The following is a 14,641-nucleotide window of genomic DNA, read 5'->3' on the forward strand; positions in this document are numbered from 1 at the left end:
CGTAGTAAGCGCGGCGGACGGTCAGAGGGCGAGGATCTGGTCGCTCAGCTCGGGCCACTGGGTCACGTGCACCCGCCTGAAGGGCTGCGCCCCCAGGAAGACCACCTGGCGCCGCGCCACCGGGTCCACCCAGACGAAGGAGCCCGACTGGCCGAAGTGCCCGAAGGTCGCCGGGCTGTTGGCCGTCCCCGTCCAGTGCGGGCGCTTGCGGCCGCGCACCTCCACGCCCAGCCCGAAGTCGTTGGGCGCCTGCCGGCCGTAGCCCGGCAGCACGCCGTCGAGCCCCGGGAAGGCCACCGATGTCGCCTTCGCGGCCAGGTCCGCGCCGACCAGCCTCGGCGCGGCGAGCTCGCGGGCGAAGACCGCCAGGTCGCGAGCGCTGCCCTCACCCGAGTGCGCGGGCGACCCGGGCACGAGCACGCTGGACATGCCCAGGGGCTCCAGCACCGTCGTCTCGACCCATCTCTCCAGGGGCGTCGCCGTGGCCTCCTCGAGCCGCTCGCCGAGGATCTCGATGCCCCGGTTGGAGTAGATGCGCCGCGTTCCGGGGGCGGCCAGGACGGCGTCGGAGTCGAAGGCGATGCCGCTGGCGTGGGCCAGCAAGTGGCGCACCGTGACACCAGGCAGGGCCGCCCCGGCCGGCCCGTGCGCCGTGCCCGCCCCAGCCGGAGCCTCCAGGTCGAGCAGGCCGCGCTCGACGGCGACCAGCGCGCTCCAGGCCACGATCGGCTTGGTCACCGAGGCGAAGGGGAAGATCTCGTCGACGTCCCCCACCTCGATGAGCGTGCGCGCGCGTCCGTCGGTGTCCAGCTCCGAGGCGACCACGGCCACAGGGAAGCCGAACCCGGCGAGCGCGGGCACGGCGCGCGGTGCGGCCGAGCGGTCGGGCGAGGAGGCGGCCCGCGTCATGGCGCGCTCAACTCAGGCACAGGAGCTGCTCGTGGAGGACCTCCAGGACGGGCGCGCGAGAGGCCGCCCCCTGCCCGAGCGCGCGGGCCATCTGAGCGGAGAAGGAGTCCACGCGCCGGGAGGTGTCGCGCAGGTCGTAGTACTGCTCGACCTCGGCGTCGTAGGCGGTCAGCGCGTCCGGGTGGTCGTCGAGCTCGGGGTAGGCGTCGGTCCCGACGACGATCTCGCGCGGCAGACGGGGCTTGTACTGGGGGTCCTGGGCGGGGTGCCCGACGAGCAGACCCAGGACCGGGTAGGTGCGTGTGGGCAGGCGGAGGGCCTTGATGACGCGGCGGACGTCGCCGATGATCGAGCCGAGGTAGGTGGTGCCCAGCCCGAGTGACTCGGCGGCGACGACGACGTTCTGCGCGGCGATGACGGCGTCCTCGACGCCCTGGAGGAAGAGGTTGGTGCGCTCCAGGGGCTCCAGGGAGGCGCCGGCGCGCTCGCGCAGGGCGGCGTTGCGGTGCAGGTCGACGACGAAGACGAACAGCTCCCCGCGGTCCCCGCCCACGTAGGGCTGGCCGGAGGCGAGATGGAGCTGCTCGCGCACGACCGGGTCGAGGACGCGGATGATCGTGACCTGCTGCTGGAAGGAGGAGGTGGCGCTGTGCCGGGCGACGTCGAGGAGGGTGGTGAGCGTGTCCTCGTCGATGCCCTCGTCGGTGTAGGCGCGGATGGTGCGGTGGGCCATCTGGGCGGCGATGGTCGAGTTGGTGACGGGGGTCGTGGTGGGCGTGCGCAGGGCTGCGGGCGCAGGGGGGTCGGTGGGCGCTGTGGGCGCTGTGGGCGCTGTGGGCGTGGTGTCGGTCATGACTCGGAGCCTAGATGATTGATTCCGGGACTGGGTGGCGAACCGTCCCGGGCGTGATGAGGACAGTGAGGTCACGGAAGGCGCCGTCGAGCGCGGCCTCAACCACCACCGGGCGCCATCGCGGCCCCGCCGCACACGTCGTCCCGCTCGTCGTCCGGCGGCCCGCCGCACGCATCGCCGGCATCGGTCGCCGGCTCGAACGACCTTCGCGCCAGGGCCTGGAGCGGCCCCGGCGCCTGGCGGCGCGCTCCGCGCCGGCACCCGCGCGGGCAGAGCGCCCACGTCGGCGGGGGCACCGGCGCCACCACCGAGCGACCGGCACCCGCGCGGGCAGAGCGGCCACCCGCGCGAGCGCCGCGGGAAGAGCGGCCGTCGGGGACCGCTCCCCGCCGGTTCGACTCCGCAATGGCGTGGGTGGGCGCCTATACGATGCCGCCGATGCCCTTCTATCACCGCCCCGGCCGCGCACTGCGCCCACTGCCCGCCCTCTCCCCCGCACCCGCCGCAACGCCGGCCGCCGCCCCGCCCGCCGCGAGCGCCGCCGACGTGGGCTACGCGGTCATCGACCTGGAGACCACCGGACTGTCGCCGACGAGGGACTCCATTATCGAGATCGGTCTGGTGCTCCTGGGCCCCGACGGCTCCACGCAGCGCAGCTGGACCACCCTGGTGGACCCCGGCGCGAGCGTGGACGTGGGCCCCACCTACATCCACGGGCTCGTCGCCGAGGACCTCATCGGCGCCCCGGCGCTGGCGGAGGTCGCCGACCTGCTCGTGCGCGACCTGGCCGGCCGCGCCGTCGTCGCCCACAACGCCCGTTTCGATGTCGGCTTCCTCACCCAGGCCCTGGGCGCTCTCGACCGCCTGGGCCGCGGAGCCCGCATCCCGCGGGTGTGCACCATGGAGCTCGCCCGCAGCTACATCACCACCCCGTCGCGGCGCCTGGTGATGTGCTGCGAGTCGGCGGGCGTGCGGATCGGCAGCCACCACTGCGCGCTGGACGACGCCCGCGCCTGCGCCGGGCTGCTGCGCCACTACATGTCCGTGGGCCGCGAGCGAGGGGACGACGTCGTCGCCTGGTCCCGGTCCCTGGAGTCGGCGGCGGCCTTCAGCGCCTGGACGTGGGACGAGGCCGCCGCCCGGGCGCAGGAGGACCGACTGGTGCCCCGCGCCGACGACGGCGTGCTGCGCCTGCCGCGCGAGCTCCGTCGGCCCACCGGGTGACGGGCCGGGCCGGCTCGCGACGGGCGGACCCCGCTGGGGCGCGACCGGCGCTCACTCCAGGGCGACGAGGAACCCGTCGTCGTCGACCGCGACCCCGTGGGCGGCCCCGGCGATCACCTGGGCGATCCTCTCGATGAGCTCGCGCGCGGCGCCGCGGGTGCGCCGGCCCACCCGGGAGATCGTCTCGCTGCGCGCGTCGGCTGGGTCGCGCGGCACCCAGACGACACCGTAGGAGACCACGCCCCCGGAGGCCCACGACTCGCCGCGCACCGCCAGGGGCATCTCGTCGGTGCCCAGGACCCGCACCTCGATCACGCCCCGGCTGGGGAGCTCGGGGTCGACGTCGGCGACGACGGCGTAACCGTCGCGCATCTCCTCGATGGGCTCGCCCGTGGCCATGGCGCGGTCCTCGATCTCCCCCATCTCGCGCCGCTGCCGCTCCGCCCGGCGCCACGCCTCGTCCAGGGCGTCCTCGCCGATGGAGGCCACGAGCCGCTCCAGGGCCTCCTGTCCGACGGCCTCCAGGCCGCCGGGACCGAAGATGTTCATGGTGTCCATGCGCAGGCGGGCGCCGGGTGCGACATTGCCGATGAGCGTGGCGGAGGCGTCCGGCGCGATCCACACGGGCGCGTACACGGTCAGGGAGATGGAGGCCTCCGGATCGGGGGTGATGAGCACGGGCCGCGGTTTGCCTCCGCGGACCTCGGGGTCGCCCGCCAGGCGCAGCGCCCCCGCGAGGCGGCGGGCCATCGCCCGCATCCGGGTCAGGGCGATGAGCTCGGTGCCGGTGGGCTGGGCCAGTGGGAAGGCGTCGGAGAGCGCGTCGATGCCGGTCAGCGCGGCCGGCAGCGGACCGGAGCGCACCGGCTTGCACTCCAGCAGCATGACCTGCGCCGCCCAGGGCGGCAGGTCGAGCAGGCCGCGCAGCTCGTCGTCCAGGTTCCAGGGCCCCTGGAGCTCGGCGCCGGGAAGCAGCTGGAGACGCGAGGCGCCGACCCATCCCGAGTGCAGGTCCTGGGACATGGCGAGGGCCTCGACCTCGTTGGCGGTGATGTCCTTGGTCATGACCAGCAGGTGGCGGGTGTCCACTCGCCCTATGGGCAGGGTGCCGACGGCGGAGAAGGTCGCGGTCTCGGTGGGCAGGGACAGGGCGAGGTCGCCCGCGCCGATGGTCATCGTGGGCGCGTCCACCTGGCTGTTCATGGTGGGCGGGGCTGCGTGGCTGCTGGCCTGACGGACGGAGCCGCCGGCTCTGCGGCCGGAGCCGCCCGCACCGCGAGTCGAGCCGACGCCCTCCCGGGCCGAGCCGGCGCCGCGGGCCGGGTCACCCGCCCGCTCGACCGCGCTGACCCGCCGGGGCGAACCGGCAGCCCCGGCCGCGGCGCCGGGAGAAGCGGCAGCCCCACCGCCCTCACGCGCAAAGCCACCGGCCCCCGGCACGGAACCACGGGCCTCGCCCGCAGAGCCCCCGGCCCGACGACCCGCGGCGCCAGCCCTGCGGCGGGCCGGGTCACCCGCCCGCTCGACCGCGCTGACCCGCCGGGGCGAACCGGCAGCCCCGGCCGCGGCGCCGGGAGAAGCGGCAGCCCCACCGCCCTCACGCGCAAAGCCACCGGCCCCCGGCACGGAACCACGGGCCTCGCCCACGGAGCCCCCGGCCCGACGACCCGCGGCGCCGGCCCTGCGGCGGGCCGGGTCACCCGCCCGCTCGACCGCGCTGACCCGCCGGGGCGAACCGGCAGCCCCGGCCGCGGCGCCGGGAGAAGCGGCAGCCCCACCGCCCTCACGCGCAAAGCCACCGGCCCCCGGCACAGAACTACGGGCCTCGCCCGCAGAACCCCCGGCCTCCCGAGCAGGGGGGCCTGCCCAGCGGGGCGTGCCCGCCCAGGTGCCGGCGCCTCCGGCCTCCTGGTCGGAGGCGCTCGCCCGACGGGCCGCGCCGTCGGAGTCCCGGCCGGTCCCGGCGGCCCGATGCGACGCGGCGGACCGGCGGGTCGGGGCACCGGCCCGGTGGTTCGTGCCGCCAGCTCGGTGACTCGTCATGCCTGCTCCTCGGTTCCGGCGGGGGCTGCGTCGTGCGGAGGGGCGCCCTCCGCGGTCGATGCGTCTGGATGCTCGATATGCTCGATGCGAATCCGGTGGAAGGACTTGTGGCCGCGCGACGCCGTCGGACCGCGCTGCCCCTGGTAACGCGAGCCGTGCGCCCCCGAGCCGTAGGGGGCCTGCGCGGGGCTGGACAGCCGGAAGAAGCACAGCTGGCCGACTTTCATGCCCGGCCACAGCTTGATGGGCATGGTGGCCGTGTTGCTCAGCTCGAGCGTGACATGCCCGGTGAAGCCGGGGTCGATGAATCCTGCAGTGGAGTGCGTGAGCAGGCCGAGGCGCCCCAGGCTCGACTTGCCCTCCAGGCGGGCGGCGACGTCGTCGGGCAGGGTGACGCGCTCGTAGGTGGAGCCGAGCACGAACTCGCCGGGGTGGAGGACGAAGGGGTCGTCTGGGCCGACGTCGATGAGGTGGGTGAGCCCGTCCTGCTCGACAGCCGGGTCGATCACCGGGTAGCGGTGGTTGTCGAACAAGCGGAACCAGCGATCCAGTCGCACGTCGATCGAGGCGGGCTGGACCATCTCGGGATCGTAGGGGTCGAGGACGACACGGCCGACGTCGAGCTCGGCGCGGATGTCGCGGTCGGAGAGGAGCACGGGGCCGATTGTGCCAGAGGCCAGCGGCCCGAGGGCGCGGGCCCGCGCGAGTCCGGCGCACGCGCGCGGGCCTGACCTCAGCTGGACAGGGGCACGCCGCGGGCGTCCACACCCCAGGGCTGAGAGCCGGGCTGTGCGCTCAAGATGAGGATGCCCTCGACAAGGGCCCAGATCTGGATGCCCAGGACGATGAAGATCCCGATGACGATAATGGAGAGGACAAAGCCGACGATGGTCCCCACCAGCTGGCCGATGGCCTTGTTGGTGTAGCCCAGGTAGAAGTTGTGGACGCCGAGCGTGCCCAGGAAGATGCCGAGCAGGCCTGCGGCGACCTTGGACTTCTGGTCGTAGTAGCCGACGCCGGCCTGCGGGTAGGGCATCTGCCCGGGGGCGGCGCCGGGGTAGTAGCCCTGCTGGGCCCCGGGGTCCTGCGCGTAGGCGGCCCCGCCGGGCTGCTGGAACCCGGGCTGGGCGCCCGACGGCGCGGAGGCGTAGGGGCTCGCAGCCGAGTAGGGGGCGCCCGACGGCGCGGAGGCGTAAGGGCTCGCAGCCGAGTAGGGGGCGCCCGACTGGTTGACGTCGGCGCCGGAGGCGGAGCCGATGGGCATCGTCGGCGGGTACTCAGAGGGGTCGTACGCGTTACTCATCAAGAGCCTCTCACGATGTGGGTGGGGAAGGGCCGCCCGAGTGCGACGGCTCGTGGCACAGGCTAGCGGCTTCTCCGGTCAGACTTCCACGATGGGAAGACGGTAAGAAGTAATACGCCGCCGACGCCGCCCCGGCCCCCGGGGCACGTTTTCCGGTCCGAGCCCATGTGGGGTATGCTGCTCCAGCACCTTCCAGCAGGTGAGCGCGGGTGTAGTTCAATGGTAGAACTTCAGCTTCCCAAGCTGACAGCGCGGGTTCGATTCCCGTCACCCGCTCCGGCAGGGCCCGGGACCGCGATGGTTCCGGGCCCTCTTGCTGCAGGGCGCAGTGACCAGCCGCGGCCGCTCGCCGCGGCGCGGGGTCAGCACCTGCGCCCGGCCACCACGAGCAGCAGGCCGCCGGTAATGGCGGCGTTGCTCAGGGTCCCCGAAACGGCCGTGCGCCGCTTGGCCTTGTCCGCGATCTTCCAGAAGGGGTGCCCGACGACCGTCGTCGGGATGAGCATGCTCACAAGTACGGCAGCGGACAGGCGCGGTGCTACGCCCAGGGCGAGGGCGCCGCCGGCGAGCACCATGCCCGCGCCGTTGAGCCTGACCAGGTCCTCCCCCGCCACCTCGGTGACGACGCCGTACTCCTCCTTCGCGGCTTCGACCTTGGGGGCGAGCAGGCGGGCGCCCTTGAACTGGCTGATACCGCCATTGATGAAGACGCCGGCCAGGAGGCCTCGGGCGAGAAAGGTGACAGGACCGGTCATGGTGCTCCTCGGGTGAGTAGTCAGGGTGTCTTTGCACCAGCGTATCGGTCGAAGCCGCCCGGCACTGTGACGCCCGGCATCCCCGCGTCCTCGGCCTCGGCCCTGACCGCGGGCGCGCTTCAGGTCATTGACCACCCGCATGCACGCCTGTGCGGGCATTCTCGGCCTTCTCGACCGTCCTCGTCCCGGCCGCTTAGGCGCTGGGCCCCGGCCGCCGTCGTCTGCCGGGACTGCGGCGCCCGGTCCGGCGCTCAGGTCAGGGCGCCCCATATGCTCCACGCCACGACGCCGGTCGCGGCGGCGTCGACGAGGAACCAGGTGACCAGCCACAGGCCGGCCGGCACGCCGGTGAGCGCCGCGAGCGTGCGATGGTCCTGCGCACCGTCCCGGGAGGCGGCGACGTCGCGCAGGGAGTCCCAGGCTCCCACGAGCAGCGCCAGGCCCACCCCGGCGACAAGACCGGCGCGCAGCGGGGCGCCGGCCGTGCTGTCGCTCCACCACCACAGGCCGAATGTGAGCGCCCCCACAAGGGCGACGAGGACCACCGTGCGCACCGAGCGGGACATGACGAGCAGCACCATGAGGGCCACCAGGGTCAGGATCAGGACGAGGCCGCCCCACCCCGCCAGCGCGGCGAGAGCGACCAGGGCGCCGAGCACCGCGGGCGCGGGATAGCCCGACCAGGTGGTGAAGACCCGTCCGGGGCCGCGCTCCTTGCCCGCAGTCACGGCGTGCCCGGCGAGGTTCTTCTCGACGACGAAGCCCTGGAACTTCCGCCCCACGAGCATGCCGGCCCCGGCGTGGCCGGCCTCGTGCACGATGGTGACCAGGGTGCGCCCCCAGCGCCGCGCCGTCGGGAAGGCCAGGACCACCGCCAGGACCGCCAGGGCGATCCACAGGGCGAGCTGGTCGGAGGCGATGCGGGACAGGGGGTCGGACCACCAGGAGCTCCAGTCAGTGTTCACGTCCGGAAGTGTGCCACACTCCCCCGCGCCGAGATCGGTCCGGTTCCGCGCCGAGATCGGCCCGAGGCGCCCACCGGGCACCAGCCCCCCTCCCCGCACAGCGAGGCTCTCACGCTCGGACCGGGCCCCGCGCCCCGCTGGAGTCAGTCATCTAAAGTCCCGGGCATGACCGATCGCCCCTCGTCGCGGCTCGTCGTGGCGGCCGCCGTCGTGGACCGCCTCGCCCGCCCCACCGTCATGCTGTGCGCCGCCCGCTCCTACCCGGCCGAGCACGCCGGCCAGTACGAGCTGCCCGGCGGCAAGGTCGAGCCCGGCGAGACCCCGACCCGGGCGCTGGCGCGCGAGCTGGCCGAGGAGCTCGGCCTGACGGTCGTCCTCGGAGACGAGGTCCGCCCGCCCTCGGGCCTCGCCGTGCCGGCCCCGGCGCCCGCCCCCGCCGCGGCCGGGTCCGCGCGCCTCCCCGGAAGCTTCCCCGACGACGACTCCCCCGCCTGGCCCGCCATGCACGGGTACCGGATGCGCGTGTGGCTCGCGGAGCCGGCCGACCCCGACCACGGCCCGCAGCGCGGGGGCGCGCACGAGTCAGTGCAATGGGTCACCTGGGACGATCTCGGGGCGCTGCCCTGGCTGGAGGCCGATCTGCCCATCCTGGCGGCGATCCGCACCGCGGCGGCCCCGCCAAGAGCCGCACATCCTTTCTGACGGTTCTCGCGATTCCGTCACCTCGTAGGTTAGGGTGGCCATATGCCGAAGATCATGGGAAGCTCGCTCGCCGAGCACCGCGAACGAACCCGTACCGCCCTGTTCGACGCTCTGTCGGAGCTGATGGCCAAGCGCTCCTTCGACAAGATCACCCTGTCCGACGTCGCCTCGCACGCCGGCGTCGGGCGCACCGCGGTCTATAACCACTTCGCGGACAAGGAGGACCTCCTCCTGGCATTCATGGAGCACGAGACGGCCCGCTACGCCGAGGAGCTCTCCGCCGCGCTGGCGGGGGTCGAGGACCCCATTGACCGGCTGCGCGTCTACGTGCGCCAGCAGGCCCTGATCAAACGGCACTTCCACTTCCCCTCCTCCGGGCCGCTGGCGAACTCGGTCTCCCGCGGCACGGCGGGCCGGCTGCGCGCCCACGCCGGGCTCATGGCGCAGATGCTCGCCCAGATCCTCACCGACGCCGTCGCCACCGGGGCGATCCCGCCCCAGGACCCCGCTCAGGTCATTCCGCTCGTGCACGCCTGCGTCATGGGCGGTCGCCCGACACCGACGGAGCCGGCCGCCCGCGCCGCCTACCTCGACGCCCTGGACACCTTCGTGCTGCGCGCGGTCGGCGCCCCCGTGCCGGAGCACGGGGTCCCGGCGGTGCCCCCCACCCACGCCACCCAGGACATGAGCGACGAGGCGCAGGCCGAGATCTCAGTGCCCTCCGTGCCCTCCGTGCGCGCCGTCGCGGGCTGACCGGTCGCCGATCGGCCCGGGCCGCGGCGCACGCCCCGGCTGCGCGGCCCGACCGATCTCGGTGCAGAAGTGAACCGGTCTCGAGCCGGAGTACGACCGATCTCGGCGAAGGCTCGGCTCACCCCCAGTGCGGTGGAACGTCGCGCAGGAGCTGGGCGTCATTGGCGCTCTCCTCGCCGTCGCGGCGCCCGCTCACCCCGCCCTCGCGGGCGCGCGCATCGGCCAGGGCGTCGAGGCTCCGACGGCGCTCGGTCTCGGCGTCCGCCTCCGGGCTCTCGCCGCGCGCGACCCGCGCCCGGTCCTGCGGCGAGAGCGCGACGACACGCCGCCTGCCGCTCACCGCGTCCGCCGCACGGCGTTGGAGAGCACCGCGCTGATGCCCGCGCCGTGGCGCGTCAGGGCGAGCGCGGCCCGGAGCTCCTCGACCTCGGACCGCTCGTCGCGCTGGACGCCGTCGGAGCGTATCCACGCGATCATGTCGTCGAGCTGGTCGTCGGAGTAGGCCTGCAGCGGCAGGCCCTCGGCGATCGGGGGCCGCTGGGCCCGCCCGGCCTGCGAGCCGGCGGCCTTCGGGCCCGGGCTCGCCGCCCGGCCGATCGCCCTCGTCCCACGGGCCGCTCTGGGCGGGGACGCCGCCCCGCGCGGGGACGCAGCCCTGGCCGGCGACGGCGCCGCGTGCGCGGGCGAGGGCACCACCGCGGGCGGGGGCGCCGCGGGAGGCGGCGGGGCCATCTCCTCGGTGTCCTCCAGGTCCTCCATGTTCGTCGGGAGCCTCGGCGCGCCGGGCACCGGCTCGCTCCTGGAGCGCTCGGTGAGGACCGACATCACCAGCGCCTCGACGCGGCGCGCCTCCGCCTCGGGGTCGACGAAGACCCCGGCCGAGAATGCCGTGTGCACGAGCCAGCCCCGCCGCTGGAGCCGCTCCACCCAGTGGCGGTCGCGGCGCCGCAGGCTCGGCTCGGCGACGTAGGCGTCATCGTCGGTGACCACCGCCACGAACAGCTCTCCGGGGTAGTCGGGGTGGCCGATGGCCAGGGGGATGCGCGGCCCGCCGGGCACGCCGTAGCGGGGCACCACCTCCAGGCCCTTGCGCCACAGGTGCTCGGCGAGGTCCACCAGGAGCCGGTCGGGCACCGCGGCGTCCTCGATCTCCACGGCGTCCGTCCCCGAGGCGCGCAGGAGCACCTCGCGCAGCAGCCGGGCCCCCGGGGCGTGCAGCCGCTCGGGGTCGAGGTCGTCGGGGCCCAGGCAGGAGACGACCTGGGTACGGCCCCGGGAGACGCACAGCGCCTCCACCAGGCCCACCATGCCCCCGGCCCGGGAGACGGACCCGAAGCTGTGGATGGTGCGGCCGTGCGGCGTCTTGGCGTAGCCGACCGAGACGATCGCGTGGTCCCGGCGCAGCGAGCGCGCCTCGGACAGGTCCACGACGACGAAGGGCTCGGCGATCCCGGAGGCGAAGAACTTCTCCAGGGCCACCGAGCCGGCCGCGGCGCCGGCGACGGCCTTGCGGATCTCCTCGGCGTGTCGGGCGTTGAGGGCCACGACCGCCAGCGAGCGCTCGGGGCGGCCCAGCGCGTGGTCGATGACCAGGTCGACGACGCGCTCGACCTCGGCCTGCACCGACTCCACAGCCATCTGCCCGGGGGCGGGCATGCCGCGCCCGTCGACGAGGTCGAGTGACAGGCTGGAGGTCCCCGGCGGGGAGGGCACGGCCTCCACGACCCCCTCGTAGCCGTTGGTCGCAAGGAAGGCGGCGATCCGCGGGTCGAGGGTGTTGCGGCCGGTGGGCAGGGTGACGCTGGGCAGCAGCGGCCCGAGCTCGGCCGCCAGGCCGGTGGTGGCCCGCCGCGGGTCGCCCACGACCAGGACCTGCTCGGCCCGCACGAAGGCCGGCATCACCTGGGCGACCGGCATGTGGGCGCTCGCGTCCAGGATCGCCAGGTCGACCACGGCCTCCGGCCTGAGCACCTGGGGGACGAGCGTGGGCGGCACGATCCACACCGGCTTGGCCACCATGGCGACGGGGTGGGCGGCGATGATGTCGCGCAGCGGCACGCCGTCGTCGCGCGACAGGGCGCGGTAGAGCTCGCGCGCGGACTCCTTGTCGGTCTCGACGGCGGTGCGCACCCGGCGGGCGCAGGCGTGGGCCACGGGCGCCGCCAGGGAGGCCACCTGGGCGGTGTCCAGCTCGCGCAGCGAGTCGGCCAGGTCGTTGAGGGCGTGCGCGTCGAGCCCGCCCAGGGCCGGGTCGTCGCGCAGGATCTGCGCCAGCAGCGAGGACCACCAGCAGTAGGTGAGCTCGTCCTCGATCTGGCCGGCGTCAATGGCGCGGTCGGACAGGTCCTGGGCCAGCGCCGTCAGGCCCAGCTCGTCGAGCTGGGTCACGACGCGGCCGAGCTCGGGGAGGATCTGGGCGGTGGTGTCGTCGTCGGCCAGGGCGCGCACGCGGGCCTCGAGGTCCTTCAGCGGCATGGTCATGAGGTCCGGGGCGTCCGGCGCGCGCCCGAGCACGGGCTGGACCTCGGCGACGGCCTTGCGGGCCCGGGTGGCGACCGCCTCCATCTCGTCCAGCCCGGGCGGCAGGGTGGGCCAGCCGCCGTCGGGGTCGTGACGGCGCCAGACCTCGCGGCGCTGCTGGACCTTGACCAGCTCGGCGTGCAGGTCGTCCACGTCGCGCCCCGGACGCACCAGGTCCTTGGCCTGCCGGATGAAGCGGCGGCGGGTCGAGGCGCCCATCTCGATGTCGCGCTCGTCGCGCCACCGCCTGGTGGCCGTGGCGATGACCATGTCGGCGGCCGAGCGCTCGAAGACCTCGGGCGTGAAGACGTCGAGGGACTCGCGCACGCCGTCGAGCATCTCCAGCTGCTCGCACCAGTCGGCGAGGGTGGCGGCGCGGGTGAGCCCGGCGCCGAGGGCGACCTCCTCGGTGTGACGCACGACGGCGGGCAGGAGCCCGTCGGCGAGCCTGCTCAGCTGGGCGAGCACGTCGGTGGCCTCGTCGATGTCGGCGATGGTGATGCCGTTCCAGGCCGAGGCGCGCGTGCGCGGGGAGAAGACGCCCAGCATGTTGGCGCGGGTGAGGAGCTCGACGGCGCGGGCGCGGCCGTCGTCGTCGAGCCGCTCCAGGCGCCCCGGCGCGACCCGCTCCTTGGTGCGGGCACGCACGCGCCCGGTGGTGAGGTCGGCGAGCCGCTGCAGGGCGTCGTAGGCGGACACTCCCCAGGGCTTGCGGGGCTCGTGGAGGGCCTCGACGTAGCGGGTCAGCCGGGTGCGCACGGCGGTCAGGCGCTCGCGCATGCTGACGATGGCGGCGACGTCGAGCTCGGGCGGCATCGAGCCGAGGGCCTCCTTGATGCCCTCGCCGGCGTGGCGGCGCCAGGAGGCGTCCTCGGTCAGGTCGAGCACGATGTCGCCGAGCCCCAGGTCGCGCAGCGCGTCGGCGACGGCGTGCCCGTCGGCGCTGGTGGCGGGCACGTGCAGCACGGTGCGGCCCGAGGCGGCGGCGTCGGCGACGACGGCGGCCAGGGTAGCGGCGACGTCGGAGCCGGGAGGGGCGTCCAGGAGCAGCGAGGCGCCCGAGCCGACGGCCTCGACGGCGTCGAGCTGGGCGGGGTCGAGGTCGCCTGCGCCGCGCTCGGCCTCGGGCACGCGGTCCTCGGCGCGGGGAGCGGGCAGCTCGACGTCGAGCGCGTCGCGGGCGATGTCGTCCCCGGCGAGCGCGGAGACGAGGGCGGAGGTGCGGGCGCGCTCGACGGTGGCGTCGAAGTCCTCGATGAGCGCCTGGCCGGGGTGGACGAAGGCGCCCACGACGAGGCGCTCGTGGATCTCGAAGCCGGGCAGGTACTCCCGGCCCAGGCCCCCGAGGCGGGCCAGTGCGGCGCGCGGGGTGAAGCCCTCGGCGGACAGGGCTGCGTGGGCGATGGCCTCGACGTCGGTGGTCGAGCCGTAGCGCCGCAGGGCCCGGGTGAGCACGGGGTTGAGCTCGATGGAGGGGTCCAGGGTGAGGGAGGCCTCGGCGGTGGCGCTGGACAGCCGCACGGGGCGCAGCAGCACGGGGGCGTTGACGTTGCGCACGATCATGCGGCCGCCGGCGGGGCCGGCTCCGGGGCTCGCGGATGCGGGGCCGGTAGCTCCAGTCGAGCCGGCCGCGGCAGCGGGGGTGCCGGCGGTTCCGGTAGTGGGACCCGCGGCGGCGGAGGCGGCGCTGGGGCTCGCAGCGGCGGCCGGGCTCGCGGCCCCCGCGGGGCTGGCCGGGCTGACGGGGCTATCCGCCGAGTCGGCCGCGTCGTCGGCCCTGGGGCCGCTCTCCGCGGGGCCGCCCCGGGACCGCGACGCGAACGGGATGCCGAGCTGCGGCGCGGGCTCGTCGGCCGGCACGGTCTCGGTCCAGGTCGCCACGCCGATGGCGAGGTAGACGGGGGCGACGCCGAACTGCCGGGCCAGCCGGTCCGTGTGCCCGGCGACGTCCTTCAGGCTCTGGCGGGCCTGCGCCAGGGCCTCGCTCTCGCGCACGAGATTGCCCAGGTGGGTGGGGCGTCCGGCATACAGCTGCGCCAACCCGGAGGGGTGGGCGGTCGTGAGGTCCACGACGGCGTCGAGCAGCCCGATGTTGTCCAGGCTGGAGACTCCCCCCAGGTCGATGAGCTCGTCACGCCAGGCGGTCAAGGCGTTCTCCACCACCGCCCGGCGCTCCGGGGACGCGGGCGGGGCAGGAGGCGCGGCGGGCGGTTCGGGCTCCTTCCGAGGCGCGGGTGGCGAAGGAGCGGACGCCGCAACGCCTTCGGGCTGAGCCGTCGGTCCGCTGGTGCGGCGCCGGCTGCGTCCGAATGAGAAGAGTGAAGGCGTCATATCCCCAACATATCGGCAGGAGGGCGCCAAAGGGCGCAGACGCACCGGGGCGGGTCGCGCGGGTCTCGTCGGATGCGGTCTGGGCCACCGGCAGAGCGGACGCGTTCGTCGAAGCCGCCGGATGGTTCAACCCTATGTCCGCAGGCGCCCCCGCGCACAGCCCCCTCGCCGAGATCGGTCCGGTTCCGCGTCGAGATCGGTCCGGTTCCGCGTCGAGATCGGTCCGGTTCATTCGCCAACGAGCCGGCCGGGAAGGCCTTGGCCGGCACCGACGGGGCTGTGG

12 protein-coding genes and 1 tRNA gene are annotated in these 14,641 nt (G+C 74.9%); 4 read left to right on the forward strand and 9 right to left on the reverse strand.

Annotated features, from left to right (window positions below; all coding sequences use genetic code 11):
* Positions 1–21: 21 nt before the first annotated feature.
* Together AIF0345_RS14520 and AIF0345_RS14525 are read right to left on the reverse strand one after the other, a co-directional pair.
* Entirely contained in the window at positions 22–909 is an 888-nt protein-coding gene (locus tag AIF0345_RS14520; RefSeq protein WP_285296549.1) for a serine hydrolase domain-containing protein, read from the reverse strand.
* 7 nt (positions 910–916) lie between these two features.
* Positions 917–1,762 (reverse strand): nitroreductase family protein, encoded by an 846-nt coding sequence (locus AIF0345_RS14525; RefSeq protein WP_404975946.1) that lies wholly within the window; start codon positions 1,760–1,762, stop codon positions 917–919.
* Between the two features lie 438 nt (positions 1,763–2,200).
* Here AIF0345_RS14525 and AIF0345_RS14530 point away from each other — a divergent pair, with 438 nt between their 5' ends.
* Positions 2,201–2,986, forward strand: coding sequence for a 3'-5' exonuclease (locus AIF0345_RS14530; RefSeq protein ID WP_285296550.1), 786 nt, complete (start codon positions 2,201–2,203; stop codon positions 2,984–2,986).
* Positions 2,987–3,037: 51 nt separating this feature from the next.
* Here the strand turns inward: AIF0345_RS14530 and AIF0345_RS14535 are convergent, their stop codons facing one another.
* The 3 genes from AIF0345_RS14535 to AIF0345_RS14545 all read right to left on the reverse strand — a co-directional run bounded on the left by AIF0345_RS14535 (position 3,038) and on the right by AIF0345_RS14545 (position 6,332).
* Positions 3,038–4,162 (reverse strand): hypothetical protein, encoded by a 1,125-nt coding sequence (locus AIF0345_RS14535; RefSeq protein WP_285297953.1) that lies wholly within the window; start codon positions 4,160–4,162, stop codon positions 3,038–3,040.
* 863 nt (positions 4,163–5,025) lie between these two features.
* The gene (dcd, locus tag AIF0345_RS14540; protein ID WP_043559965.1) at positions 5,026–5,685 is read right to left on the reverse strand and encodes a dCTP deaminase; all 660 of its coding nucleotides are present in this window, start codon (positions 5,683–5,685) and stop codon (positions 5,026–5,028) included.
* A gap of 77 nt (positions 5,686–5,762) precedes the next feature.
* Complete coding sequence (locus tag AIF0345_RS14545) at positions 5,763–6,332, reverse strand: TM2 domain-containing protein (protein WP_285296552.1); 570 nt, start codon at positions 6,330–6,332, stop codon at positions 5,763–5,765.
* A 205-nt stretch (positions 6,333–6,537) separates the two neighbouring features.
* Between AIF0345_RS14545 and AIF0345_RS14550 the strand changes: the two genes are divergently transcribed.
* Positions 6,538–6,608 (forward strand) — tRNA-Gly (locus AIF0345_RS14550).
* 86 nt (positions 6,609–6,694) lie between these two features.
* Here AIF0345_RS14550 and AIF0345_RS14555 read toward each other — a convergent pair.
* Together AIF0345_RS14555 and AIF0345_RS14560 are read right to left on the reverse strand one after the other, a co-directional pair.
* Positions 6,695–7,087, reverse strand: a complete 393-nt coding sequence (locus AIF0345_RS14555) for a DoxX family protein (RefSeq protein ID WP_043559969.1) — start codon at positions 7,085–7,087, stop codon at positions 6,695–6,697.
* Positions 7,088–7,338: 251 nt separating this feature from the next.
* On the reverse strand, positions 7,339–8,052 hold the full coding sequence (locus AIF0345_RS14560) for a M50 family metallopeptidase (protein WP_285296553.1): 714 nt from the start codon (positions 8,050–8,052) through the stop codon (positions 7,339–7,341).
* 165 nt (positions 8,053–8,217) lie between these two features.
* Here AIF0345_RS14560 and AIF0345_RS14565 point away from each other — a divergent pair, with 165 nt between their 5' ends.
* The gene (locus AIF0345_RS14565; protein ID WP_268917127.1) at positions 8,218–8,754 is read left to right on the forward strand and encodes an NUDIX domain-containing protein; all 537 of its coding nucleotides are present in this window, start codon (positions 8,218–8,220) and stop codon (positions 8,752–8,754) included.
* A gap of 42 nt (positions 8,755–8,796) precedes the next feature.
* Positions 8,797–9,507, forward strand: a complete 711-nt coding sequence (locus AIF0345_RS14570) for a TetR/AcrR family transcriptional regulator (RefSeq protein ID WP_043559973.1) — start codon at positions 8,797–8,799, stop codon at positions 9,505–9,507.
* A gap of 118 nt (positions 9,508–9,625) precedes the next feature.
* Here the strand turns inward: AIF0345_RS14570 and AIF0345_RS14575 are convergent, their stop codons facing one another.
* Entirely contained in the window at positions 9,626–9,847 is a 222-nt protein-coding gene (locus tag AIF0345_RS14575) for a transcriptional regulator (RefSeq protein ID WP_268917128.1), read from the reverse strand.
* Complete coding sequence (locus tag AIF0345_RS14580; RefSeq protein WP_285296554.1) at positions 9,844–14,358, reverse strand: DNA helicase; 4,515 nt, start codon at positions 14,356–14,358, stop codon at positions 9,844–9,846. The genes AIF0345_RS14575 and AIF0345_RS14580 overlap by 4 nt, the downstream gene beginning before the upstream one ends.
* Positions 14,359–14,641: the final 283 nt, after the last annotated feature.

The sequence above is a fragment of the Actinomyces israelii genome (assembly GCF_030253495.1).
In the GTDB taxonomy this organism is placed as follows: Bacteria; Actinomycetota; Actinomycetes; order Actinomycetales; family Actinomycetaceae; genus Actinomyces; species Actinomyces israelii.

Coding starts and splice junctions, on each gene's coding strand:
- AIF0345_RS14520 (WP_285296549.1), bottom strand. CDS start 909: ATGACGCGGGCCGCCTCCTCGCCCGACCGCTCGGCCGCACCGCGCGCC.
- AIF0345_RS14525 (WP_404975946.1), bottom strand. CDS start 1,762: ATGACCGACACCACGCCCACAGCGCCCACAGCGCCCACAGCGCCCACC.
- AIF0345_RS14530 (WP_285296550.1), top strand. CDS start 2,201: ATGCCCTTCTATCACCGCCCCGGCCGCGCACTGCGCCCACTGCCCGCC.
- AIF0345_RS14535 (WP_285297953.1), bottom strand. CDS start 4,162: ATGACCATCGGCGCGGGCGACCTCGCCCTGTCCCTGCCCACCGAGACC.
- AIF0345_RS14545 (WP_285296552.1), bottom strand. CDS start 6,332: ATGAGTAACGCGTACGACCCCTCTGAGTACCCGCCGACGATGCCCATC.
- AIF0345_RS14555 (WP_043559969.1), bottom strand. CDS start 7,087: ATGACCGGTCCTGTCACCTTTCTCGCCCGAGGCCTCCTGGCCGGCGTC.
- AIF0345_RS14565 (WP_268917127.1), top strand. CDS start 8,218: ATGACCGATCGCCCCTCGTCGCGGCTCGTCGTGGCGGCCGCCGTCGTG.
- AIF0345_RS14570 (WP_043559973.1), top strand. CDS start 8,797: ATGCCGAAGATCATGGGAAGCTCGCTCGCCGAGCACCGCGAACGAACC.
- AIF0345_RS14580 (WP_285296554.1), bottom strand. CDS start 14,358: ATGACGCCTTCACTCTTCTCATTCGGACGCAGCCGGCGCCGCACCAGC.